Origin of the sequence: Homoserinimonas aerilata, from assembly GCF_006716125.1 — a bacterium.
Classification (GTDB): Bacteria; Actinomycetota; Actinomycetes; order Actinomycetales; family Microbacteriaceae; genus Homoserinimonas; species Homoserinimonas aerilata.
Map to the genome: position 1 here is coordinate 1659403 of NZ_VFOM01000001.1, position 23084 is coordinate 1682486.

24 protein-coding genes are annotated in these 23084 nt (G+C 67.2%); 1 reads left to right on the top strand and 23 read right to left on the bottom strand.

Annotated features, from left to right (window positions below):
- Positions 1-32: 32 nt before the first annotated feature.
- Positions 33-1022 carry an aldo/keto reductase gene (locus FB562_RS07815; protein ID WP_141880589.1) on the bottom strand — a complete coding sequence of 330 codons (990 nt, stop codon included), beginning with the start codon at positions 1020-1022 and terminating at the stop codon, positions 33-35.
- Positions 1023-1249: 227 nt separating this feature from the next.
- On the opposite strand from FB562_RS07815, the gene FB562_RS07820 reads away from it, so the two are divergent.
- Positions 1250-2311, top strand: coding sequence for a hypothetical protein (locus tag FB562_RS07820; RefSeq protein ID WP_246081389.1), 1062 nt, complete (start codon positions 1250-1252; stop codon positions 2309-2311).
- 104 nt (positions 2312-2415) lie between these two features.
- Here FB562_RS07820 and FB562_RS07825 read toward each other — a convergent pair whose 3' ends face one another.
- From FB562_RS07825 to atpB, 22 genes are all read right to left on the bottom strand, one after another.
- Positions 2416-4428 carry an ABC transporter ATP-binding protein gene (locus tag FB562_RS07825; protein WP_141880590.1) on the bottom strand — a complete coding sequence of 671 codons (2013 nt, stop codon included), beginning with the start codon at positions 4426-4428 and terminating at the stop codon, positions 2416-2418.
- Positions 4425-6158 carry an ABC transporter ATP-binding protein gene (locus tag FB562_RS07830; RefSeq protein ID WP_141880591.1) on the bottom strand — a complete coding sequence of 578 codons (1734 nt, stop codon included), beginning with the start codon at positions 6156-6158 and terminating at the stop codon, positions 4425-4427. Before FB562_RS07830 ends, FB562_RS07825 begins: the two co-directional genes overlap by 4 nt.
- Positions 6140-6763, bottom strand: coding sequence for a TetR/AcrR family transcriptional regulator (locus FB562_RS07835; RefSeq protein ID WP_246081390.1), 624 nt, complete (start codon positions 6761-6763; stop codon positions 6140-6142). The genes FB562_RS07830 and FB562_RS07835 overlap by 19 nt, the downstream gene beginning before the upstream one ends.
- Before the next feature lie 90 nt (positions 6764-6853).
- Positions 6854-7693, bottom strand: coding sequence for an IclR family transcriptional regulator domain-containing protein (locus FB562_RS07840; RefSeq protein ID WP_141881147.1), 840 nt, complete (start codon positions 7691-7693; stop codon positions 6854-6856).
- 39 nt (positions 7694-7732) lie between these two features.
- The gene (locus tag FB562_RS07845; protein WP_141880592.1) at positions 7733-8905 is read right to left on the bottom strand and encodes a thiolase family protein; all 1173 of its coding nucleotides are present in this window, start codon (positions 8903-8905) and stop codon (positions 7733-7735) included.
- A 2-nt stretch (positions 8906-8907) separates the two neighbouring features.
- A complete protein-coding gene (locus FB562_RS07850) occupies positions 8908-9522 on the bottom strand; it encodes a 3-oxoacid CoA-transferase subunit B (RefSeq protein ID WP_141881148.1) in 615 nt (204 codons plus the stop codon).
- Between the two features lie 32 nt (positions 9523-9554).
- A complete protein-coding gene (locus tag FB562_RS07855; RefSeq protein ID WP_141880593.1) occupies positions 9555-10250 on the bottom strand; it encodes a 3-oxoacid CoA-transferase subunit A in 696 nt (231 codons plus the stop codon).
- 171 nt (positions 10251-10421) lie between these two features.
- On the bottom strand, positions 10422-10823 hold the full coding sequence (pcaC, locus tag FB562_RS07860) for a 4-carboxymuconolactone decarboxylase (RefSeq protein WP_246081392.1): 402 nt from the start codon (positions 10821-10823) through the stop codon (positions 10422-10424).
- A complete protein-coding gene (locus tag FB562_RS07865; RefSeq protein WP_141880595.1) occupies positions 10816-11601 on the bottom strand; it encodes an alpha/beta fold hydrolase in 786 nt (261 codons plus the stop codon). Before FB562_RS07865 ends, pcaC begins: the two co-directional genes overlap by 8 nt.
- Entirely contained in the window at positions 11598-12995 is a 1398-nt protein-coding gene (locus tag FB562_RS07870; protein ID WP_141880596.1) for a class-II fumarase/aspartase family protein, read from the bottom strand. The genes FB562_RS07865 and FB562_RS07870 overlap by 4 nt, the downstream gene beginning before the upstream one ends.
- A complete protein-coding gene (gene pcaG, locus FB562_RS07875) occupies positions 12996-13550 on the bottom strand; it encodes a protocatechuate 3,4-dioxygenase subunit alpha (RefSeq protein WP_185740482.1) in 555 nt (184 codons plus the stop codon).
- On the bottom strand, positions 13550-14374 hold the full coding sequence (pcaH, locus tag FB562_RS07880) for a protocatechuate 3,4-dioxygenase subunit beta (RefSeq protein ID WP_141880597.1): 825 nt from the start codon (positions 14372-14374) through the stop codon (positions 13550-13552). The genes pcaG and pcaH overlap by 1 nt, the downstream gene beginning before the upstream one ends.
- Before the next feature lie 81 nt (positions 14375-14455).
- A complete protein-coding gene (locus tag FB562_RS07885; RefSeq protein WP_141880598.1) occupies positions 14456-15256 on the bottom strand; it encodes an IclR family transcriptional regulator in 801 nt (266 codons plus the stop codon).
- Positions 15257-15305: 49 nt separating this feature from the next.
- Complete coding sequence (locus tag FB562_RS07890; RefSeq protein ID WP_141880599.1) at positions 15306-16070, bottom strand: YaaA family protein; 765 nt, start codon at positions 16068-16070, stop codon at positions 15306-15308.
- A gap of 28 nt (positions 16071-16098) precedes the next feature.
- A complete protein-coding gene (locus tag FB562_RS07895; protein WP_141880600.1) occupies positions 16099-16365 on the bottom strand; it encodes a F0F1 ATP synthase subunit epsilon in 267 nt (88 codons plus the stop codon).
- Positions 16366-16367: 2 nt separating this feature from the next.
- Positions 16368-17879 carry a F0F1 ATP synthase subunit beta gene (gene atpD / locus FB562_RS07900; protein ID WP_246081393.1) on the bottom strand — a complete coding sequence of 504 codons (1512 nt, stop codon included), beginning with the start codon at positions 17877-17879 and terminating at the stop codon, positions 16368-16370.
- 21 nt (positions 17880-17900) lie between these two features.
- Positions 17901-18800 carry a F0F1 ATP synthase subunit gamma gene (locus FB562_RS07905; protein ID WP_141880601.1) on the bottom strand — a complete coding sequence of 300 codons (900 nt, stop codon included), beginning with the start codon at positions 18798-18800 and terminating at the stop codon, positions 17901-17903.
- A 58-nt stretch (positions 18801-18858) separates the two neighbouring features.
- A complete protein-coding gene (gene atpA, locus FB562_RS07910) occupies positions 18859-20496 on the bottom strand; it encodes a F0F1 ATP synthase subunit alpha (protein WP_141880602.1) in 1638 nt (545 codons plus the stop codon).
- Positions 20497-20561: 65 nt separating this feature from the next.
- Positions 20562-21359, bottom strand: coding sequence for a F0F1 ATP synthase subunit delta (locus FB562_RS07915; RefSeq protein WP_141880603.1), 798 nt, complete (start codon positions 21357-21359; stop codon positions 20562-20564).
- A 2-nt stretch (positions 21360-21361) separates the two neighbouring features.
- Positions 21362-21907 carry a F0F1 ATP synthase subunit B gene (locus tag FB562_RS07920; RefSeq protein WP_141880604.1) on the bottom strand — a complete coding sequence of 182 codons (546 nt, stop codon included), beginning with the start codon at positions 21905-21907 and terminating at the stop codon, positions 21362-21364.
- Between the two features lie 9 nt (positions 21908-21916).
- Positions 21917-22147: an ATP synthase F0 subunit C gene (gene atpE, locus FB562_RS07925; protein ID WP_141880605.1), complete on the bottom strand. Its 231-nt coding sequence runs from the start codon at positions 22145-22147 to the stop codon at positions 21917-21919.
- Positions 22148-22217: 70 nt separating this feature from the next.
- Positions 22218-23048: a F0F1 ATP synthase subunit A gene (gene atpB, locus FB562_RS07930; protein WP_425459825.1), complete on the bottom strand. Its 831-nt coding sequence runs from the start codon at positions 23046-23048 to the stop codon at positions 22218-22220.
- Positions 23049-23084: the final 36 nt, after the last annotated feature.

Below are 23084 nucleotides of genomic sequence, written 5' to 3' on the forward strand. Positions count from 1 at the left end.
CTAAGCGCCGGGCGCCACGTACGATCGACGGCTCACGCGAAGATCCGAGAGATCTCCGCGACCTGCTCGGCGGAGGGGCGCCAGGCGGAGGCCGCGTGCGCGTTCCTCCAGACCTGCTCCGGCGTCGTCGCGCCCGCGATGACGCTGCTCAGCCCCGGCTGCGCGAGGAGCCATCCGAAGGTGCCCTCCAGCATGCCGACGCCGTAACCGTCGAGCAGCGCCTCATACTCCTCGATCGCATCCCAGGGGGCGCCCTCCAGCAGATGCGGACGCTGCCTCATGATGCGGCTGTCCGCCGGGCCGCCGCTCCTGCTGAACTTGCCCGTGAACAGGCCGTTGTAGAGCGGGAAGAACGGAAGGAATCCGAGCCCGTAGGCGTTGACCGCCGGCAGCACCTCCCGCTCGACGTCGCGCGTCAACAGGTTGTACTCGTTCTGCGCGGAGACGAACCGCGGATGCCCGTGCAGGCGGGCCGTGAACTCGGCCTCGGCGATCTGCCATCCGGCGAGATTCGAATGCCCGATGTACAGCACCTTGCCCTCGCGGATGAGCTCGTCGAGAGCGTCGAGGGTCTCCTCGACGGGCGTCAGCGGGTCGGGCGTGTGCAGCTGGTAGAGATCGATGCGGTCGGTCTGCAGACGGCGCAGTGAGCCCTCGACCGCCTGCCTGATGTAGCGGCGCGAGCCTTTCGCACCCCAGTGCGTGATCGGCGAGTCGTAGTCGGCGTTGCCGAACTTCGTCGCGAGCACGATCTCATCCCTGTGGCCCTTCAGGGCGTGACCCATCATCTCCTCGCTGCGCCCGTACGAGTAGCCGTACATGTCGGCCGTGTCGAACAGCGTCACCCCCGCGTCGATCGCGGCGTGGATGACAGCGGTCGTGCCCACCTGACCCTCCGTCGCGCTGCCCGGCCTGCCGAAGTTGTTGCAGCCGAGCCCGATGGTGCTGACGCGGAGGCCCGACGGGCCCAGGTTGCGATATTCGATGGCGGGCGCGTCGGATGGGGCGAATTCTGATGTCATGCCTCCCATTGTGCTGTGTGCCGCTGGGCGACGGCCACATCGGAGCCTCGGGGCGCGACTCCGGCATCCGTCTCCTGCCTGTCTCGATTGTTACCCTCTGCGGCTGCCCGCCCAGATCCGCCTGTTATTCTGTGCTGGTTACTCTGCGCCGGCCTCGGGGGCCGCGTCGGCGGAGGCAGGCGGGCGCCGATCGGCAGACGGCGAGCATCGGCAGGCAGGGAGCATCAGTGGCGTTGTACGACGAGGGCGATTCGCCGCGCCGACCGCGACGCACCCGCTCACGCGCCCGCACCGTCGTCTCCAGCCTCGTCGGCACGGCCATCATCGCTGCTGTGGCATTCGCCGGAATCTGGGTCGTCAACAACCCGCAGCCGCTCATCGATCAGGTGACGGTGTGGCAGTTCGAGCCGGATGCCGTCATCGCCGGCCATGCGGAACGCCTGCAATTGAGCGACCACGGCCGCTTCCTCTACTACGCCAGCAACCCCGTCGTGAGCGGCGCGGATGCCTTCGCCACCGAATGCCCCAAGAATGACGACGAGCAGGAGTTCGGCATCCTGGGCTGCTACCTGCCCAAGGACAAGACGATCTTCCTCTTCGACGTCACCGATGAGCGGCTCGACGGACGCGAGGAGGTCGTCGCGGCCCACGAGATGCTGCACGCCGCCTGGGATCGCCTCAGCGACGACGAGCGCGAGCACCTCGGCACCCTGCTGGAGGCCGAGTCCGCCAAGCACATGGGCGACGAGGAGTTCGCGAAGCGCATGGACTTCTACGCGCGGATCGAGCCGGGTCAGCGTCACAACGAGCTGCACTCCATCATCGGCACGGAGATCGCGGATGTCTCCCCCGAGCTTGAGAAGTACTACTCGCAGTATTTCGTCGACCGCGACGTGGTGACGGGCCTGCACGCAGCATCCAACGCCGTCTTCGTCGAGCTGCAGAGACAGTCGGATGCCCTGGTCCAGCAGATGACGGCGCTACGGCAGTCCACCGAGGCCGACTATGCGAGCTATGTCTCGGGTTACGACGAGCTCAACAGCGACATCCGCACCTTCAACAGGCGCGCCGACAGCAGCTTCTTCGCCTCGGAGGCCGCGTTCACCACCGCCAGGACGTCACTGATGGAGCGCAGGGACGAGCTGGATGCCCTCTACGCCTCGGTTCTGGAGCGTCAGGACCAGTACGACGCGCTCGCGTCGCAGCTCGGGCAGCTCAACGCGACCTCCGCCGAACTGCAGCGCGGCCTCAACATCGGCGGCGCGGCCGGCACCGAGGCGCCGCAGTAGCCCCTCCCGCACTTCTCTGCGCTCGTGAGATCTCGAGTTGCCCACTTTCGGCCCCGAATCTCTGCGAAAAGAGGGCGAAAGCGGGCAACTCGACGGCTGGAGCCTCAGTACCCTTCGGTGACCGGGCCCGCGAACTGGGCGTTGTACAGCCTGAAGTAGGCGCCCTCCGCGGCGAGCAGCTCGCCGTGGTTGCCCTGCTCCACGATCGTGCCGTTCTCCATCACGAGGATGAGGTCCGCATCGCGGATCGTCGACAGCCTGTGCGCGATCACGAAGCTCGTGCGGTCGGAGCGCAGCGCCTTCATGGCGTGCTGCACGAGCACCTCGGTGCGCGTGTCGACCGAGCTCGTCGCCTCGTCGAGGATGAGCACGCTCGGGCGGGCGAGGAACGCACGCGCGATGGTCAGCAGCTGCTTCTCTCCCGCGCTCACGTTGCTCGCCTCGTCGTCGAGCACCGTGTCGTAGCCGTCGGGCAGGGTGTGCACGAAGCGGTCGACGTAGGTGGCCTTCGCGGCGTCCATGATCTCGTCCTCCGTGGCATCCGGACGGCCGTAGGCGATGTTGTCGCGGATGGTGCCGCCGAACAGCCAGGTGTCCTGCAGCACCATGCCCATGCGCGAGCGCAGGCCGTCGCGCGACATGGTCGCGATGTCGACGCCGTCGAGCGTGATGCGCCCCGAGTTCAGTTCGTAGAAGCGCATCATGAGGTTCACGAGCGTCGTCTTGCCCGCGCCCGTCGGCCCGACGATCGCGACCGTCTGGCCCGGCTCGACCGACAGGTTCAGGCCCTCGATGAGGGGCTTCTCCGGGCTGTAGCTGAACGTGACGTCCTCGAACGCGAGGCGGCCCTTCTTCTCGGCCGGCACGGCGGGCGTTGCGGGGTCCTCCGACTGCTCCTCCGCGTCGAGCAGTTCGAAGACGCGTTCGGCGGATGCGACGCCCGACTGCAGCAGGTTGGCCATGCTGCCCAGCTGCGTGAGCGGCTGCGTGAACTGGCGCGAGTACTGGATGAACGCCTGCACGTCGCCGAGGCGCATAGACCCGTTCGCGACCTGCAGCCCGCCGACGACGGCGATGACGACGTAGACCAGGTTTCCGACGAACATCATGGCCGGCATGATGATGCCTGACACGAACTGGGCGCCGAAGCTCGCCTTGAAGAGCTCCTCGTTCTTGCGGTCGAAGACCTCCTGCACTTCGCGCTGGCGGCCGAACACCTTGACGAGCGAGTGGCCGGTAAAGCCCTCCTCGATCTGCGCGTTGAGCTCGCCCGTGTGCTTCCACTGCGCCACGAACAGAGGCTGCGAGCGCTTCGCGATCAGGGCGGTGATGAGCACGGTCAGCGGAATCGTGACCAGCGAGATGGCTGCCAGCAGCGGTGACACGACGAACATCATGACGAGCACACCGATGACCGACAGCAGCGAGTTGAGCAGTTGGCTCATCGTCTGCTGCAGGGTCTGCGAGATGTTGTCGATGTCGTTCGTGACCCGGCTGAGCAGTTCACCGCGCGGCATGCGGTCGAAGTAGCTGAGTGGCAGCCTGTTGATCTTCGTCTCGACGTCTTCACGCAGCCTGTAGATGGTGCGCTGGGTGACGACGTTGAGCACGAGCGCCTGCAGCCAGCCGAAGATCGAGGACAGGCAGTAGAGCGCGAGAACCCAGAACAGCACGGTGCTGAGGGTGCCGAAGTCGATTCCGACGCCCGGCGTGAGGTGCATTCCGCTGAGCAGGTCGGCCTGCGAGTCCTCGCCCTTGGCCCGCAGCCCGTCGATGATCTGCTGCTGGGTGGCGCCCTTCGGCAGCGACTTCGAGATGACGCCCTCGAAGATGAGGGTCGTGCCCTGGCCGAGGATCTTGGGGCCGAGCACCGTGAACACGACGCTCACGATCGACAGCACGAAGACCCAGACGATCTTGAAGGCCTCCGGGCGGAGACGCCCGACGAGACGCTTGGCGGATGTTCCGAAGTTCTTCGACTTCTCGGCCGGCATTCCGCCGCCGCCGAAGGGGCCGCCTCCGGGGCGCGGCCTTGCGACCGTCGTGATGGCACCGGTCTCGGGTTCGGGCTTCTCGTCGTCCAGGGGGCCGCCCGGGTTCTGTGTCTCGGTGCTCATGCTGCTTCCTCCGCCGTCAGCTGGGACGACACGATCTCTGCGTAGGTCTCCGACGTCTCGAGCAGCTCGTCGTGGGTTCCCATCCCCACGATGCGGCCGTGCTCGAGCACGATGATCTGGTCTGCGTCGATGATCGACGACACGCGCTGGGCGACGATGATGCGCGTCGCATCCGCCCGCTCGGATGTGAGGGCGGCCCGCAGTCGGGCGTCCGTCGCCGAGTCGAGGGCCGAGAAGGAGTCGTCGAAGACGTAGATCTCGGGGCGCTTCACGAGCGCCCTCGCGATGGCGAGGCGCTGGCGCTGGCCGCCCGAGACGTTGGTGCCGCCCTGGGCGATCGATGACTCGAGCCCGTCCTCCATGCGGCGCACGAATCCGGCCGCCTGGGCGACCTCAAGGGCCTCCCACAGCTCCTCGTCGGTGGCCTCCGGCCGCCCGTAGCGGAGGTTGCTCGCGACGGTGCCCGAGAACAGGTATGGCTTCTGCGGAACGATTCCGATGCGGCTCCACAGCAGATCGGGGTCGAGTTCGCGCACGTCGACGCCGTCGACCAGAACAGAGCCGCCCGTCGCATCGAAGAGGCGCGGCAGCATGTTGACGAGGGTCGTCTTGCCGGAGCCCGTGCTGCCGATGATCGCGGTCGTCGTGCCCGGCTGCACCCTGAAGCTGATGTTGTGCAGCACCGACTCCTCGGCGCCGGGGTAGGCGAAACTCGTGTCGAGCAGTTCGACCGTTCCGCTTTCGTGCAGTTCGGTGACCGGGTTGCTCGGCGGCACGACGGAGGACTCGGTCTCGAGAACCTCGCCGATGCGGTCGGCGCTGACGGCGGCGCGCGGCAGCATGACGGCCATGAAGGTGGCCATCATGACGGCCATCAGGATCTGCATGAGGTACTGCAGGAACGCCATGAGGGTTCCCACCTCGATCTCGCCCGAGTCGACCCGCAGCCCGCCGAACCAGATCACGGCGACGCTCGACACGTTGAGCACGAGCATGACCATGGGGAACATGAGGGCGAAGAGCTTGCCCACCTTGAGCGCGACGTCGGTGAGTTCGGCGTTGGCGTCGGCGAAACGCTTCGTCTCGACATCTTCACGCACGAAGGCGCGCACGACGCGAATGCCCGTGAGCTGCTCGCGCAGCACCCGGTTGACGTTGTCGATGCGCTTCTGCATCGACTGGAAGAGTGGCATCATCCGCACGATGATGAGGCCGAGGCCGACGAGCAGGATCGGGATGCTGACGCCCATGAGCCACGACAGCCCCGGGTCTTCGCGGAGGGCCATGATGACGCCGCCGACCGCGAGGATGGGGGCGGAGACGAAGAGCGTGCACATCATGAGCACGACCATCTGCACCTGCTGCACATCGTTGGTCGAGCGGGTGATGAGCGAGGGTGCGCCGAACTTCGACACCTCGCGCTCCGAGAACTCGCTCACCTTGCCGAACACCGCGCCGCGCAGGTCGCGGCCGAGCAGCATCGCCGAGCGGGCCCCGAAGTACACGGCCGAGATGGCGCACACGACCTGGATGAGCGTCACGCCGAGCATCATGGCGCCCGTCGAGAAGATGTAGTCGATGTCGCCCTTGGCCACGCCCTGGTCGATGATGTCGGCGTTGAGGCTCGGCAGGTAGAGGGATGCCAGCGACTGTGCGAGCTGGAATATGCCGACCGCGACGAGGAGCGGCCAGTGCGGCCTGAGGTAGCGGCCTAGGAGTCGTGCGAGCATCGGTTTCCTTGGGATGGTGTGGGCGGCGTGCGCATGATGCCATGCAGCACGAGGTGGGTGAGCTCCTCCGGTGTGAACTCGATCCCGTGGTTGAGCTGCGGGAACGCCGTGGAGAAGGTGATCATGCGGATGATGTGGGCAACCCGATCGGGCGCCCAGCCGAGGGCGTCGAGCTCGGGCTCGAGCACCTCCGAGACGATGCGGGCGAAATCCTCGCGCTGCGATCGCTCGGGTGGCCTCCTGTGGCCTACTGCGGTCAGGATGCGGAAGACATGGCCGAAGCGCTCCTGCATGATCGTGATGAGCAGCAGGAGCTTCTCCTCGATCGGTTTGCCGACGTCGATCATCCGCAGCTCGCGTTTCATCGGCTCGGGGTCGAGATACCGTTCGATCGCCGCGTCGATGAGCGAGTCCTTGTCGCCGAAGGCCCTGAAGATGGTGCCTTCGGCGATTCCGGCGGCCTCGGCGATCTGCCTGCTCGTGACGTCACGGCCGTGTTCGATGAGGAGCGGCATGATGGCGTCGATGATCATCGACTGGCGCTCTTCGACCGCGAGAGGGCTGGCACGCCTGCTCGGGGCGTCGGGTTCTGCTGTCGAGGTCACCGGAAGACTCTAGTTGAGTGAGTACTCACTCACAACTCCGAACGACCTCGTTCGCCGACGGCGAAACACCGCTGAGCGAGAGACGACGACTCAGTTCGGCAGGAACAGACTCGACACGGGCTTCGCCCGCCGTAGATCGGCGACTATCGCCTCCGTCGCGGTGCGCAGCGGCGCCTCGACGCGCTCGGTGAACTCCTCGAGAGTGCCGTCGGCGGCATGCCCTGAGACGTTGATCGCCGCGAGCGTGCGACCCTGCCCGTCCCTGATCGGCATCGCCATCGACCGCAGGCCCGCTTCGAGCTCCTGGTCGGTGACGGCGAAACCCTGTGACCTCACCCTGCGAAGCTCGTCCTCCAGCACCGCGACGGTGTTGATGGTGCGCTCCGTGCGCAACGGCAGCTCGAGGCCGTCGAGCCTGGCCTCAAGCTCCTGCTGCGGCAACGCCGCCAGAAGCACGCGCCCCATCGAGGTCGCATAGGCGGGAAAGCGCGTGCCGATCGAGATGCCGACACTCATGATGCGCCGCCTCGTGGGCACGCGGGCGACGTAGACGATGTCGGTGCCGTCGAGAACGGACGCCGAGGTCGACTCCCCCACCGCGGTGCTCAGCCACTCCAGATGGGGCTGGGCGAGATCGGGCAGCGACATGCCCGAGAGATAGCTGTAGCCGAGGTCGAGCACGCGCGCCGTCAGCGCGAAGGACTTGCCATCGGTGCGCACGTAGCCGACCTCGATGAGCGTCAACAGGAACCTGCGCGCCGTCGCCCGCGTCAGGCCCGTCTTGCGCGCCACGTCGCTGAGCGTCATCTCCGGCTGCTCCGCATCGAATGCGCGGATCACCGACAGGCCGCGCACGAGGGACTGAACCGACGCTGTCGCGCTTGTGCTCACAGGCTCGCCGCCTGCTGTGCTGAGCTCAGCATCCGTCATCGACATCGTCGTTCCTCCCTCAGAACCGCCCATCGAGGCTCACGCCTCGAGCACGACCGCGAGCCCCTGCCCGACGCCGATGCAGATCGCCGCGACACCGATTCCACCGCCGCGACGCTTGAGCGCATGCGCGAGGTGACCGATGATGCGGCCGCCCGAGGCGCCCAGCGGATGGCCGATCGCGATCGCTCCGCCGTCCACGTTGACTTTAGCGGGGTCGAGCTCCGGCCACAGCTTCAGGCAGGCGAGGCTCTGCGCGGCGAACGCCTCGTTCAGCTCGACGAGGTCGACATCCGCCCAGGTGCGGCCGGCTCGCGCAAGCGCCCGGTTGGCCGCCTCGACAGGGGCGATACCGAAGATGTTCGGGTCATTGGCGAACACGCCCCGACCCGTGATGCGCGCGAGCGGTTCCACACCGGAAATCGCGTTCTCGGCGCCGATGAGGAGAGCGGATGCTCCGTCGTTGAGCGGCGAGGAGTTGCCGGCGGTGACGGTACCCCCCTCGCGGCGGAACGCGGGCTTCAACGCCGCGAGCGCCTCCGCATTCGTGTCGTCTCGGATTCCCTCGTCGCGGGTCAGCTCGACGCCGTCGACCGCGACGATCTCGTCGTCATATCGGCCGTCGGCCCACGCTGCGGCAGCATTGCGGTGGCTGCGCACCGCGAACTCGTCCTGCTCCTCACGGCTGATGCCGTAGCGATCGGCCAGGATCTCGGCGGTCTCGCCGAGCGACACCGTCCACTCCTTCGGCATCGCCGGGTTGACGAGTCTCCACCCGAGCGTCGTCGAGACGAGGGTCACGTTACCGGCCGGGAACGTGCGCGACGGCTTCGGCAGAACCCAGGGGGCGCGACTCATCGACTCGACACCGCCGGCCAGGATCAGCTCGGCATCGCCGGCCTCGATGGCGCGGCTGCCCTGGATGACCGCCTCGACGCCAGAACCGCAGAGGCGGTTCACGGTCGCGCCGGGAACCGAGGTCGGGAACCCCGCGAGGATGGCCGACATCCGGGCCACATTGCGGTTCTCCTCGCCGGCGCCGTTGGCGTTGCCGAACAGCACATCGTCGATCCGCGCCGGGTCGAGGCCCTCGTTGCGCTCGATGAGCGCCTTCATCACTGTCGCGCCCAGGTCGTCGGGGCGCACCTCGGCAAGCGCTTTGCCGTAGCGGCCGAACGGGGTCCTCACCGCATCGAAGACATAGCTGGTCATCGTCACTGCTCCTTCAGGTCGAGGCCGGTAAGTTCGCGCAGCTCGTCGATCGTCGTGCCGCCGAACGTCTCGATGACGGATGCCCCGTCGGCGCCGAGCTCGAACACCGCACGATCCGTGTACAGCCGCGTGACGCATCCGAGGCCCGTCGCCGGGTACGTCAGCTCCTTGACGAGCTTCGCCGCGCCGTCGCGGGTGGTCAGCTCCATGAGCACGAACACCTGCTTCGCACCGATCGCGAGGTCCATGGCTCCGCCGACCGCGGGGATCGCATCCGGCGCCCCCGTGTGCCAGTTGGCGAGATCGCCCTTCTCTGACACTTGGAACGCGCCGAGCACGCAGATGTCGAGGTGGCCGCCGCGCATCATGCCGAACGAGTCGGCGTGGTGGAAGTAGCTGGCGCCGGGCAGCTCGGTGACCGGGATCTTGCCCGCGTTGATGAGATCCGGGTCGACCTCGTCGCCGACAGCGACAGGACCCATGCCGAGCATGCCGTTCTCGGTGTGCAGGATCACCTCGCGGTCGCTCGGCAGGTAGTCCGAGATCTTCGTCGGCAGGCCGATTCCGAGGTTCACGTAGGCACCCTCGGGGATGTCCTGGGCGACACGTGCCGCCATCTGGTTGCGGTCGAGACCCGCACGAACGTCGCTCACTGGCCCGCCCCTTCCATCATCTGGGTGTTCGAGTCGAGCTGCACGACCCTGCTGACGTGAATGCCCGAGGTCACCACCGCCTCAGGGTCGAGTTCGCCGGCCTCGACGACGCGGTCGACCTGTGCGACCGTCACCGCTGCCGCCGTCGCCATGATCGGCCCGAAGTTGCGGGCCGTCTTGCGGTAGACGAGATTGCCGAGGCGGTCTCCCGCGACGGCCTTGATGAGCGCGAAGTCGGCCTTCAGCGGCGTCTCGAAGACGTAGTCGCGCCCGTCGATGCGCCGGGTCTCCTTGCCCTCGGCAAGTGTGGTGCCGAAGCCGGTCGGGGTGAAGAAGCCGCCGATGCCGGCGCCGGCCGCCCTGATGCGCTCAGCGAGGTTGCCCTGCGGCACGAGCTCGAGCTCGATCCTGCCCGCGCGGTACAGGCCGTCGAACACCTGCGAGTCTGCCTGCCGGGGGAACGAGCAGATGATCTTGCGCACCCGCCCCGCTGCGAGCAGCGCAGCGAGACCGATCTCGCCGTTGCCCGCATTGTTGTTGATGATGGTGAGGTCTGTCGCGCTCTGCTCGAGCAGCGCATCAATGAGTTCGACGGGCTGACCAGCGCTGCCGAAGCCACCGATCATCACTGTCGCCCCATCGGGGATACCGTGCACCGCCTCTGCGGCACTGTCGACGATCTTGGAGATCATTGCGGAGATGGCTCCTGTCCCTGTTGCCTCGCGGGGGCGAGGGGCTTTCCGGCGCTGGTGACGCGCTTTAGACCCATGATGCTGCGTTCGCAAGGCGAACACAAGTTCTTTCTGCAAACATCCGCTGCCGGAGTCGTCATCACCGGGCACAGAAGACCGCCGCGAGAGGCCTCAGTCGGTCGGAGGCGCCTCGGCGAAGACCGCCTGTGCGACCTTGAATGCGGAGTTCGCGGCGGGCACGCCACAGTAGATCGCCGATTGCAGCAGCACCTCGCTGATCTCGGCGCGGCTCAGCCCGTTGCGCTGCGCCGCACGCAGGTGCATGGCGAGTTCGTCGTAGTGGCCGTGCGCGATCAGCGCCGTGATCGTCGCAACGCTGCGCAAACGCCGGTCGAGCCCGGGGCGCGTCCAGATCTCGCCCCACGCGTAGCGGGTGATGAGGTCCTGGTAGTCGGCGGTGGTCTCGTCGATCGACGCCGTGGCGCGATCCACATGGGTCGCCCCGAGCACCTCGCGGCGCACCCCCATGCCCTCGTCGTAGCTCTGCTGGTTGCTGCGGCCGTCGTCACGCATCCGTCGTTCCCTTCCTGAAGAATCCGAGCAGCGCATCCGCGACCGCCTCGGGTCGCTCGATCGGCGCCAGGTGGGCGGCGCCCGCGATCTCGATCCCTGTGCCCTGCTGCACGCCCTCGGCGACCGCACGCGCCTCGACGGGCGGGATGACGCCGTCGAGCTCGCCCCAGAGCGCGAGCGTGGGCACGGCGAGCTGCGGCAGGCGGTCACGGATGTCGCTCGCGGCCAGCGCCTCGCAGCACAGCGCGTAACTGTTGTCGTCGGCATGGGCGAGCGAGTTCAGCAGGGCCCCAGCATGCTCCGGCTGCTCCTCGATGAAACCGGGCGCGAACCAGCGGCTCGCCGAGCCCGCGACCATCACGGCGCTGCCCTGGGCGCGCACGGTCGCCGCCCGCTCGTGCCATGCATCCGCCTGCCCGACCTTCGCCGAGGAGCAGATGATCGAAACGGCATCGACGCGCTCCGGATGCCGCAGCGCCAGCTCGAGGGCGATCTGGCCGCCGAGCGAAACCCCGGCATAGAAGAAATGCTCGAAGCCCGCATCCGCTGCCGTCGCAACGACCGCATCCGCGAGCTCGCCGACCGTGAACGACTCGGTCGCGGCAGGCGACTCTCCATGCCCGGGGATGTCGACGCTGAGGATGCTGAAATGCGGTGCCAGAAGCGCGACCGCCCTGGCCCACAGCACGGTTGACGAGGTTCCGAGCGAGGGGCCGAGCACCAGTGCGGGGCCCGAACTGTTCTCGATGCGGACTCCTGTGAGGCGGGGAACAGTCACTGGCCCTCCCGGGCGGCGAATTCGGCGTGCCGTGCGAGCACGCGGTCGATGATGGCGTCGCTCTCCCCCACATAGCCTGCGGGGTCGAGCATGGCTGCGAGGCGGCCTTCACCGAGCTCAGCGAGGGCGGGCTCAGCGCGCAGCAGACCGAAGAGGTCTCGCTCGGGGTCTGCGACGACGGCCGACACGAGTTCCTGCAGCCGCTCCCGGCCCAGCAGCGGCGCCAGCTCGATCATGAGCCGTTCGCCGACGACGAGCGGGCCACTCAGTTCGAGGTTGCGACGCATCGCCTCGGGGTGCACGACGAGCCCGGCCGCCAGCTCTGCGGCGAGCTCGGATGCGCCGCCCACGAAGCGGAGCAGCTCGCGCAGGGCGCTCCACTCGGAGTGCCAGGCACCGTCCGGGCGTTCATCGACGGCGACGGCGCTGCGGTGAAGTTCCGCGGCAAGGCCGGGCGCCCGCTGTGCAGAGGAGTGGATGAGCACGCTCAGCACGGGGTTCTGCTTCTGCGGCATCGCCGAGGAGCCTCCCCGGCCGGCCTCGCTCGGTTCGCCCAGCTCGCCCAGTTCGGGGCGGGCGGATGCGAGCACGTCGACGGCGATCTTGCCGAGAGCACCGCTCGCCTGCGCGAGAGCGTCGCCCAGAATCGTGACGGGAGCCCGCTGCGTCTGCCACGGGGTCGACGGTGCGAGGCCCAGGCTGTCGGCCAGGGCATCCGCGATCCGCAGGCCCGTTCCCGGTCCGGCGATGACGGCGAAGGAGGCGAGCGTGCCCCCGGCCCCGCCCCACTGCACGGGGAGCCCGGCGCGCGCCTCGCGCAGCCGCACGGCCGCTGCGACGACTCCGTCGAGCCAGCCCGCCGCCTTCAGCCCGAAGGTGCTCGGGACGCCGTGCTGGGTGAGCGTGCGGGAGACCATGAGGGTCGAGCGGTGGGACTCTGCGAGGGCGGCCAGCGATGTGGCGACCGCCTCGAGATCGGCCTCGATGAGAGCGAGGGTACGATGCGCGACCAGCATGAGGGCGGTGTCGAGCACATCTTGGCTGGTCGCGCCGCGGTGCACCCAGGTGGCGACCTTCTCGTCACCCTTCGCGACGGCCTCCCTGAGACGCTTCACGAGCGGGATGATCGGGTTGCCCCCGGCTCGGCTCTGCGCGGCGAGCGCGGACACGTCGATTCCCGGACCCTCGATGCCGGCCCCGTCGAGCGCCGAGCGCACCGTCGCGGCGGCGTTCTCGGGCGCGAGCCCAAGCCCCTGCCACGCTTCGACGAGCGCCACCTCGACGTCGAGTATCGCCAGCAGCACTGCGGCGTCGGAGGTCGCGGATGCGACATCCGAGCCCGCCCACTGCGGAGAGAGCAGCCCGAAGTCACCGGAGTCGACGTGCCCCGTCATCTAGGCCCCGAAGTCGAGGAAGACGGTCTCCTGATCGCCCTGCAGGCGGATGTCGAACAGCAGGCTGCCCTCACCATCCCGCGTCGCGATGAGAGTCCTAACCCGGTCAGGCGCAAGCGCAGACAGCACAGCGTCGCCGCCCTGCGCCGCCGCCTCCGGGAGATACGCCCGCGTGTGCAGCTTGTCGAGCAGACCGCGCGCGAACACCGTGATCATGAAGAACGGCGGCCTGCCCGCATCCGTCGCCCCCGGCTCCACCGTCGTGAACTGGTAGTGGCCGGTGTCGTCGACGGCGGCTCGACCGAAGCCTGTGAAGGTGTAGCCGTCACGGCGGAGGGAACCCGGCTCGTGCGGGATGTTCCCCTGCTCGTCGGCCTGCCACAGCTCGACGAGAGCGTCAGGGATGGCCGCGCCTGCCCCATCCGTGACCCTGCCGTGCAGGCGCACCGCGTGCGGATGCGTGCGGTCGACCAGATCCTCACCGCCGGCGTACGGCAGCGCGTAGCCGAAGAACGGCCCGACGGTCTGGCCGGGGGTCGCCACGAGTTTCGCCATCAGTGGTCTCCATCCTCGGGCTCGGTCCAGGTTCGCTTCGACCCTGTCAACACGATGTCCCAACGGTACCCCAGCGCGTACTCCGGGCTGGTGAGGTCGTGGTCGTAGTTGGCGATCAGGCGGTCGCGCGCATCCTGGTCGACGATCGACTGATAGATGGGGTCGAGTGCGAACAGCGGGTCACTCGGAAAGTACATCTGGGTGACCATGCGCTGCGTGAACTCGGTGCCGAACAGCGAGAAGTGGATGTGCGCGGGGCGCCACGCGTTCGTGTGGTTGCGCCACGGGTACGGCCCCGGCTTGATCGTCTGGAACCGGTACACGCCGTCGTCGTCGGTGAGGCAGCGGCCCGTGCCCGTGAAGTTCGGGTCGAGGGGTGCCGGATGCTGGTCGCGCTTGTGCACATAGCGTCCGGCCGAGTTCGCCTGCCAGATCTCGACGAGCTGGTTGCGCACGGGGCGGCCGTCGCCGTCCATGACCCGCCCGGTCACGATCATCCGCTCGCCCAGGGGTTCACCGTTGTGCTGGATGGTCAGGTCGGCCTCGACCCACGACACGTCGCGATGGCCGAAGGCCGGCGAATGCAGCTCGATCGTCTCGGGGTCGGCGAGGTGCAGGCTCTTGGTGGGGTGGCGGAGCAGGCTGCTGCGGTAGGGCGCGTAGTCGATACGCGTCTTGTCTTCGCGCGCCCCGCCCGCGGCGACGCCCTCTTGGTAGCGGCGCCCGAGGTCCTGGATCTCGGCGCTGATGTCGGCCTGTGTCGCGGTCGTCGCCAGTGGGTCTGTGCCCTGCGACGGTGCTGGGGTGGGGGTTGAATCGGTCACGGGGACAGGCTCGCAGGCTCAGGGCCGAGCGACAAGCCCCCGTTCTCAGTCAGTGAGAATATGCTCCGGATGCTGCGCCGTTCAGTGCAGCAGGTCCCTCCAGCGCCGCCGCCCACCGTCGAGACTCACGCCGAGCGCATCCGAGATCCCTGTCGCCGCCTCCTTCAACAGCGGAACACTGCGCCGCTGATCGGAGCGGTTCAGATGAGTGACGAGCCCGACCGCGGCATAGGGCGGGCCGTCCTCCGTGAAGATGGGAACCGCGATGGAGGCATTGCCGAGCGTCATCTCCTGGTTCGTCATGCTGAACCCGGATGCCCGAATCGCCTCGAGCTCCTCCCGCAGCCCGGCCTCGCCCACCCGCGAGTGCAGGGTCGCGCGGTGCAGCGGCTTCGCAAAGAAATCGGCCAGGAACGCCTCATCCTGGAACGCGAGCAGCGCCTTGCCCACCCCCGTCGTGTGCAGCGGCAGCCGCCCGCCCATGCGGCTGATCGTCGGCACCGAGCGGTGCCCGATGAGGCGTGCAACGTACAGCGCCTCCTGCCCGTCGAGGATCGCGAGGTGCACGTTCTCCGCCGTCACCTCGTACAGCGAGAGCAGGAACGGCAGCGCTATCTCGCGAAAGCGCAGGCTGACGGCGGCGAGCTCGCCCCTCTCCCAGAGGCCCGTGCCGATCGAGTACAGGCGGCCGTCGCGATCGAGCAGCCCCTCAGCGACCATCTCGCCCGCGATGCGATGCGCGGTCGCCACCGGAAGCCCCGTGCGCTCGGCGAGTTCTGAGGCCGAGAGGGTGTCGTGGTCCTCATCGAAGGCGCGCAGGATCGTGGCGATGCGGGCCACCATCGACCCGCCCGGCGCATCCGGGGCAGCGTCCACCATCATCGGGCCATGCTATCGAGCGGGCGGCTGCACCGAAGCCGCCGATCGGCAGTCATGCCGCAACGCTGTTGGCGACGACGAGTTCGAGTTCGCCGGGGCGTCCGTGACCGAGGTCGAAGCCGACGGATGCCGCCCAGTCGACGAGCGATGCGGCATCCGGATGCTCGATGCCGGCCTCGATGACGGCCCGCGCGAACTCGCCCTTGCCCTTCTTGTTGAAATGATTGAGCGCCCGGATGCGACCATCGGCTCCCTGCGCCACCACCCGCAGGTAGAGCGAGCCGTCGCGCTGCGGCGCTGGTCCGAGCGTGGCGTAGGCCTCCGAGCGAAGGTCGAGAAGGAGGCCGGGCTGCTGCGCGAGCACGGAGGCGATCGGCTTCGACCAGGCCTTCTTGAGCGAGAGGCCCGGCAGACGGGAGTCATGCGAGAGCCTGTATGCCGGGATCGGGTCGAGCGCCCCCACAAGCCCGAACAGCGCGGAATGAATCGCTATGGTGCGGGCGGCGAAGGTGCGTGCCTGCTCGGAGAGGCTCCCCGCGTCGAGGGCGTCGAAGAGCACGCCCGTGAATCGGTCGATTGCTGGCATGACCGGCGATGTGGTGATCTCGCGGTTGCGCTGCAGCTCGTGTTGCAGACTCGGGCCGATCTTGAGCGCCGCCGCCATCGTGCTGAGGTTACGCGCGAGCGCCTTCGTCGCCCTCAGAACCTCACGCCGTGGCACTGCGAGCTCCGGAAAACTCAAACGCCCCGGGTCGAGCGCTGTGCCCTCCTCGCCTCCGGTCCGCTTGGACTCGGAGGGAGGAAGGATCAGCAGCATCGACGCCGGGGCGTTCGGTGTTGGTTGTTCAGGCGTTCACGAGCGCCGCGTGACGCGCGACGATCGTGATCGTGTCGTGCTCAACGGAGAGGAAGCCCTCGGCCGCATCGGCGACCACGGCTGCTCCGTCGGTGAGCGTGATGCGCACCTCGCCGGCTCCGAGGATGGCAAGCATCGGCTCGTGGCCGGGGAGCAGGCCGATCTCACCCTCGGTCGTGCGGGCGACCACCATCTTCGCCTCGCCCGACCAGACCTCCTGGTCGGCCGAGACGAGGCTGACGTTGAGTACGGCCATGATCAGCCGTTCTCCTTCTGGATCTTCGCCCACTGCTCTTCGACGTCGCTGATGCCACCGACGTTGAAGAACGCCTGCTCAGCCACGTGGTCGAACTCACCCTTGGCGATCGCGTCGAACGACTCGATCGTGTCCTTGAGCGGGACGGTCGATCCCTCGACGCCGGTGAACTTCTTCGCCATGTAGGTGTTCTGCGAGAGGAACTGCTGGATGCGACGTGCCCGCGAGACGGTGATCTTGTCTTCTTCGGAGAGCTCGTCGACACCGAGGATCGCGATGATCTCCTGGAGCTCCTTGTTCTTCTGCAGGATCTGCTTGACCGTGGTGGCCACGCGGTAGTGGTCCTCGCCCAGGTAACGGGGGTCGAGGATGCGCGAGGTCGAGGTCAGCGGGTCGACGGCCGGGTAGAGGCCCTTCGATGCGATCTCACGGCTCAGCTCGGTCGTCGCGTCGAGGTGCGCGAAGGTCGTTGCCGGGGCCGGGTCGGTGTAGTCATCGGCGGGCACGTAGATCGCCTGCAGCGACGTGATCGAGTGACCACGCGTCGAGGTGATGCGCTCCTGGAGCACACCCATCTCGTCGGCGAGGTTCGGCTGGTAACCCACGGCGGAGGGCATGCGGCCCAGCAGCGTGGAGACCTCGGAACCGGCCTGCGTGAAGCGGAAGATGTTGTCGATGAAGAGCAGCACATCCTGCTTCTGCACATCGCGGAAGTACTCCGCCATGGTCAGGGCCGACAGCGCCACGCGAAGACGCGTTCCCGGCGGCTCGTCCATCTGGCCGAAGACAAGGGCGGTCTTGTCGAAGACGCCCGCCTCCTCCATCTCGTGGATGAGGTCGTTGCCCTCACGGGTACGCTCACCGACACCGGCGAACACGGAGACACCACCGTGGTCGGAGGCAACGCGCTGGATCATCTCCTGGATGAGCACGGTCTTGCCGACGCCGGCACCTCCGAAGAGGCCGATCTTTCCACCGAGCACGTACGGTGTGAGCAGGTCGATGACCTTGATGCCGGTCTCGAAGAGTTCGGTCTTCGACTCGAGCTGGTCGAAGGGCGGCGGCGTGCGGTGGATGGGCCAGCGCTCGGTGATCTCGATCTTCTCGTCGGGCTTGGCGTTGAGGATGTCACCGATGACGTTGAAGACCTTGCCCTTGGTGATGTCACCGACGGGAACCGTGATCTGCTCGCCCGTGTCACGAACCTCCTGGCCGCGGACGACGCCGTCGGTCGGGTTGAGCGCGATGGCGCGGATGAGATCGTCCCCGAGGTGCTGCGCGACCTCGAGTGTGATCTCGTGCGTCTCACCACTCATCGTGACGGTCGCCTTGAGGGCGTTGTAGATGCCCGGGATCGAGTCGTGCGGGAACTCGATGTCGACGACCGGGCCGGTGACGCGCGCGACCCGTCCGACGCTGCCCGAGGCCACGGGGGCGACGGGGGCTGCGGCCTTCTTGGACGCAGCGGGCCGACGTGCTGCTGGCTTCTTTGAAGCGGGGGCTGTTGTAGTCATTGCTTCCCTGTTCTCGTGGTTTTACTTCGATGTCGAGAGCGCGTCGGCGCCACCGACGATCTCGGAAATCTGCTGGGTGATCTCGGCCTGACGGGCGTTGTTCGCCAACCGCGTGTAGTCCGTGATGAGCGTGTCCGCGTTGTCGCTCGCCGACTTCATGGCCTTCTGCGTCGCCGCATGCTTCGAGGTCGCGGACTGCAGCATCGCGTTGAAGATGCGGCTCTCGATGTAGACGGGCAGAAGACCGTCAAGCACGTCGCCGACCTCCGGCTCGAACTCGTAGAGCGGGAACACCTCGCCGGCATCCGGCTCCTCCACACCTTCGACGACCTCGAGCGGCAGCAACCGCACGACCTCGGGGGTCTGCGTGAGCATGCTCACGAAGCGGTTGTAGACGATGTGGATCTCGTCGACGCCGCCCTCTGCCGCCGGGGTGACGAAGGCCTCGACGAGGACTGCGCCGATCTCCCGCGCCGTGTCGAACTCGGGGTTGTCGGTTCCGCCCACCCAGTTCTGCACGAAGTCGCGCTTGCGGAAGGCGAAGTAGCCGACGGCCTTGCGACCCACCAGGTAGTAGACGACATCCTTGCCCTGGCTGCGCAGAAGCGACGCCAGCTCCTCGGCCTCGCGGAGCACGTTCGAGTTGAACGCACCCGCGAGTCCGCGGTCGGAGGAGAAGATGACGATCGCAGCGCGCTCGACCTTCTCCGGCTCCGTGGTGAGGATGTGGTCGACATTCGAGAACGTGGCGACCGCCGAGACCGCGCGCGTGATTGCACGCGAGTACGGCGCCGACGCCTGCATCCGCGCCTGGGCCTTGGCGATCCGCGACGCGGCGATCAGCTCCATGGCCCGAGTGATCTTCTTGGTCGTCTGGGCAGAACGAATCTTCTGCCGGTAGACCCGAAGTTGCGCTCCCATGTTTCTCTCTCTGTCCTAATCAGTCGATGATCAACGAAGTGCGGATGCCCGAAGGGCGTCAGCGCTTCTGCTTGACGATCTTCTCCTGGTTGACGTCTTCTTCTGCGATCTCCGCGAACTCCTCGCGTCCGGCGGAGATGAGCGGCTTGCCCTCACCCGTCTGGAACTCGAGCTTGAACTTGTCGACCGCGGACTCAAGGTTCGACACGGTGTCGTTGTCGAGCACGTTGGTCTCGCGCAGGGTGTCGAGCACCTTGGTGTTGCGAGCCAGGTAGTCGAGCAGCTCGCGCTCGAAGCGCAGGATGTCTTCGACAGGGACCTCGTCGAGCTTGCCGTTTGTTCCGGCCCAGATCGAGACGACCTGGTCCTCGACGGGGTACGGCGAGTACTGCGGCTGGCGCAGCAGCTCGGTGAGGCGCTCGCCTCGGGCGAGCTGGCGACGGCTGGCCGCATCGAGGTCGGATGCGAACAGGGCGAATGCCTGCAGCGACCGGTACTGGGCCAGCTCGAGCTTGAGCGTTCCCGAGACCTTCTTGATCGACTTGACCTGAGCGTCACCACCGACTCGTGACACCGAGATGCCGACGTCGACGGCGGGGCGCTGGTTGGCGTTGAACAGGTCGGACTGCAGGAAGATCTGGCCGTCCGTGATCGAGATGACGTTGGTCGGAATGTAGGCCGAGACGTCGTTGGCCTTCGTCTCGATGATCGGAAGACCGGTCATCGAGCCTGCGCCCAGCTCGTCGGAGAGCTTCGCGCAACGCTCCAGCAGACGGGAGTGCAGGTAGAAGACGTCACCGGGGTACGCCTCGCGGCCCGGCGGGCGACGGAGCAGCAGCGACACGGCGCGGTAGGCCTCGGCCTGCTTCGACAGGTCATCGAAGATGATGAGAACGTGCTTGCCGCCGTACATCCAGTGCTGGCCGATGGCCGAACCGGTGTAGGGCGCGAGGTACTTGAAGCCGGCGGGGTCGGATGCGGGAGACGCGACGATGGTCGTGTACTCGAGCGCCCCGGCCTCCTCGAGCGCGCCCTTGACGGCGGCAATCGTGGAGCCCTTCTGGCCGATGGCGACGTAGATGCAGCGAACCTGCTTGTTCGTGTCGCCCGACTCCCAGTTGGCCTTCTGGTTGATGATCGTGTCGATCGCAATGGCCGTCTTACCGGTCTGGCGGTCACCGATGATGAGCTGGCGCTGGCCGCGGCCGATCGGGATCATTGCGTCGATCGCCTTGATGCCGGTCTGCATCGGCTCGTGAACCGACTTGCGGGCCATGACGCCGGGAGCCTGGAGCTCGAGGGCGCGGCGGGCTTCGCTCGCGATCTCGCCGAGTCCGTCGATCGGGTTGCCGAGCGGGTCGACGACACGGCCGAGGTAGGCGTCGCCGACGGGAACCGAGAGCACCTCGCCCGTGCGGGTCACCTCCTGGCCAGCCTCGATGCCGCTGAACTCACCGAGCACGACGACGCCGATCTCGCTCTCATCGAGGTTGAGCGCGAGGCCGAGGGTGCCATCCGCGAACTTGATGAGCTCGTTCGCCATGACGCCGGGGAGCCCCTCGACGTGGGCGATTCCGTCGCCCGCATCGACCACGTGGCCGACCTCGGTCGTCGAGGCCTTCGTCGGGTCGTATGACTTGACGAAGTCCTTGAGTGCGTCACGGATCTCATCCGGGCTGATCGTTACGTCTGCCATTTGCGTTTCCTTGTCTTCGCGGCGCCTTGCGGCCCCGTGGCTTTGTTTGCCGGTTCCCCGAAGGGTCAGCCGGCCAGTTGAAGTCTGAGTTCGGCAAGCTTCGTCGCGATGCTGCCGTCGATGATGTCGTCGCCGATCGCGATGCGAACTCCCCCGACCAAAGCGGGGTCGATCAGCTCGTTCAGGGTCACAGGCTTGCCGTACCGAGCCGAGAGGCCCTTCTGCAGCTTGGTGCGCTGAGCGGCCGAGAGCGTCGCCGCGGAGGTGACCGTGGCGATGACCTGGCCCGCCTGATCTGCGACCGTTGCCGCAGCATCCGACACCAGACGCCCGATGCGGCGCCCGCGGGGCTGCTGCACGAGATGCCGGATGATCGCTGCCGACTGCCCCGAGACCTTGCCGGCGACGAGCGCGTCGACGAGCGCAGCCTTGGAGGCCGGGTCGCCGAGCTTGCTGCCGATCGCGAGCTCGAGTTCGGGGTTGGACGTGACCGTCTGACCGAATGCGAACAGCTCGCCGATGACGACGGCCGACGAGTTCGAGGACTGGGCGGCTGCACGCAGCCCCAGGTCTTCGACGCCCGCGAGCAGATCATCAACGCTCGACCAACGGCTTGCCGTCACGGTCTCGAGCAGTGAAACGGCGGTCGCGCTGAGCGACGAGCCGAAGACGGCCGCGATGGCAGCCTTCTTGGCCGCTGCGTCGCCCGCCGGCTCCGCCAGCAGAGTGCGCAGCTGCAGGGAGCCCCCGATGGTGCGCCCCGCCGCGAAGAGCTGCTCTGCCAGGGTCAGGTCAACCTTCGCGCCCACGCCGGCAAGCGCCGCACGCGATGCGACGGTCGCTTCTCTGCTCGCTGATCCCATGGTTACTTCGTCGCCTTGTCTGCTGCGTCGAGGTCCGCGAGGAAGGAGTCGACAAGTGCCGTCGCCTTCTTGTCGTCGGAGAGGCTCTGGCCGATGACGCCGGCTGCGAGATCAAGGGCCAGCGAACCGACCTCGGCACGCAGCGACACGAGCGCGCTCTGGCGCTCCGCCTCGATCTGCGCTGAGGCGTTCGCAGTGATGCGGGCCGCCTCGGCCGATGCCTGCTCCTTGAGCTCGCTCAGGATCTTCGTACCGTCGAGACGGGCCTGCTCGCGGATCTTGCCCGCCTCGGCACGCGCCTCGGCAAGCAGCTCGTTGTACTTCTCGAGCTGCGCACTGGCCTCGGCCTGCGCGCTCTCCGCGCGGGCGATTCCGCCCTCAATCACCTCGGCACGCTCGTCAAGCATCTTCGTCACCCGAGGGATGACGGCCTTCCAGAAGACGAGGAGGATGACGATGAAGCAGACCGCGGACCACAGGATGTCGTAGTCGGCGGGCACCAGCGGATTCGGCGTCCCCTCAGCCGCGAGTGTCAGTGCGTTGAGCATCGAGATTCCTTACGCGAAGATGTAGTACGTTGCGATGCCGATGAACGCGAGCGCCTCGGTGAAGGCGATACCGATGTACATGAGCACCTGGAGCTTGCCCTGCAGTTCGGGCTGGCGGGCGACCGACTCGATCGTCTTGCCGACGACGATACCCACGCCGATGGCCGGGCCGATCGCCGCGAGGCCGTAGCCCACGGTCGCGATGTTTCCGCTGAGTTCAGCAACGGTTGTTACGTCCACGTTGTGTTTCCTTCCATGAGGTGAGCCGAGCGGATGCCCGACCCCTTAGTGCATAGCCAGTGGGTGGTTCTCAGTGGTCCTCGGCCAGCGCGAGCTGGAGGTAGACCGCCGTCAGGATCGTGAACACGTAGGCCTGCAGCACGGCGACCAGGATCTCGAAGAACGAGAACGCGACGCCGAATGCAAGCGTGCCCACGCCGAAGAGGCCGAGGCCGCCCCCGACGGTGAAGAAGAAGAAGTGCGTCGCCGAGAAGAACAGCACGAGCAGAAGATGCCCGACGACCATGTTCATCATGAGTCGGAGCGTGTGCGTCACCGGACGGACGATGAAGGTCGAGATGAACTCGATCGGCGTCACGATGATGTACAGCGCCGGCGGGACGCCCGGGGGGAAGAGCGCGTTCTTGAGGAACGTACCCGGATGCTTCTTGAGGCCCGCGTAGATCCAGGTGACGTACGCGATGAGCGCGAGCAGCAACGGCAGGCCGATGACACCCGTGTTGGCGATGTTGAGGAACGGCACGACTCCCGTTATGTTGCTCGCCAACACCAGGAAGAAGAAGGTCATGAGGATCGGGAGGAAACGCCGCCCATCCTTCTTGCCCAGCAGATCTTCTGCGATGCCGACCCGCACGAAGTCGAAGCCGTACTCGATGAGACCCTGACCGCGGGTGGGGACGAGGCGCAGATTGCGCGTTCCCAGCCAGAAGACGGCCACGATCACCAGAGTGACGAGGACACGGATCATCATGATCCGGTTCATGGCGAAGGGCGTGCCCTCAAACAGGACGATGTCGGGGAAGAACTCCATGATCGTGGGGCCATGGAACTCACCGTCACCCCCGGAGCCGCCGGTGGCCAGGGGGATAAGCGATGTCAGAGCGTTGACTAGCAGCACTATCTCCAGAGTCGGGGCGTGATGAAACGCGGCGTCAAA

Excerpts from the sequence above, each read along its gene's own strand:
- FB562_RS07905 (WP_141880601.1), bottom strand. The coding sequence starts at position 18,800 with ATGGGAGCGCAACTTCGGGTCTACCGGCAGAAGATTCGTTCTGCCCAG.
- FB562_RS07855 (WP_141880593.1), bottom strand. The coding sequence starts at position 10,250 with ATGATCTCCAAGATCGTCGACAGTGCCGCAGAGGCGGTGCACGGTATC.
- atpD (WP_246081393.1), bottom strand. The coding sequence starts at position 17,879 with ATGACTACAACAGCCCCCGCTTCAAAGAAGCCAGCAGCACGTCGGCCC.
- FB562_RS07920 (WP_141880604.1), bottom strand. The coding sequence starts at position 21,907 with ATGCTCAACGCACTGACACTCGCGGCTGAGGGGACGCCGAATCCGCTG.
- FB562_RS07830 (WP_141880591.1), bottom strand. The coding sequence starts at position 6,158 with ATGCTCGCACGACTCCTAGGCCGCTACCTCAGGCCGCACTGGCCGCTC.
- FB562_RS07895 (WP_141880600.1), bottom strand. The coding sequence starts at position 16,365 with ATGGCCGTACTCAACGTCAGCCTCGTCTCGGCCGACCAGGAGGTCTGG.
- FB562_RS07915 (WP_141880603.1), bottom strand. The coding sequence starts at position 21,359 with ATGGGATCAGCGAGCAGAGAAGCGACCGTCGCATCGCGTGCGGCGCTT.
- FB562_RS07885 (WP_141880598.1), bottom strand. The coding sequence starts at position 15,256 with ATGATGGTGGACGCTGCCCCGGATGCGCCGGGCGGGTCGATGGTGGCC.
- FB562_RS07870 (WP_141880596.1), bottom strand. The coding sequence starts at position 12,995 with ATGACGGGGCACGTCGACTCCGGTGACTTCGGGCTGCTCTCTCCGCAG.
- FB562_RS07815 (WP_141880589.1), bottom strand. The coding sequence starts at position 1,022 with ATGACATCAGAATTCGCCCCATCCGACGCGCCCGCCATCGAATATCGC.
- FB562_RS07845 (WP_141880592.1), bottom strand. The coding sequence starts at position 8,905 with ATGACCAGCTATGTCTTCGATGCGGTGAGGACCCCGTTCGGCCGCTAC.
- pcaC (WP_246081392.1), bottom strand. The coding sequence starts at position 10,823 with ATGCGTGACGACGGCCGCAGCAACCAGCAGAGCTACGACGAGGGCATG.
- atpA (WP_141880602.1), bottom strand. The coding sequence starts at position 20,496 with ATGGCAGACGTAACGATCAGCCCGGATGAGATCCGTGACGCACTCAAG.
- pcaG (WP_185740482.1), bottom strand. The coding sequence starts at position 13,550 with ATGGCGAAACTCGTGGCGACCCCCGGCCAGACCGTCGGGCCGTTCTTC.
- FB562_RS07825 (WP_141880590.1), bottom strand. The coding sequence starts at position 4,428 with ATGAGCACCGAGACACAGAACCCGGGCGGCCCCCTGGACGACGAGAAG.
- FB562_RS07890 (WP_141880599.1), bottom strand. The coding sequence starts at position 16,070 with ATGCTGCTGATCCTTCCTCCCTCCGAGTCCAAGCGGACCGGAGGCGAG.
- FB562_RS07840 (WP_141881147.1), bottom strand. The coding sequence starts at position 7,693 with ATGACGGATGCTGAGCTCAGCACAGCAGGCGGCGAGCCTGTGAGCACA.
- FB562_RS07850 (WP_141881148.1), bottom strand. The coding sequence starts at position 9,522 with ATGGCGGCACGTGTCGCCCAGGACATCCCCGAGGGTGCCTACGTGAAC.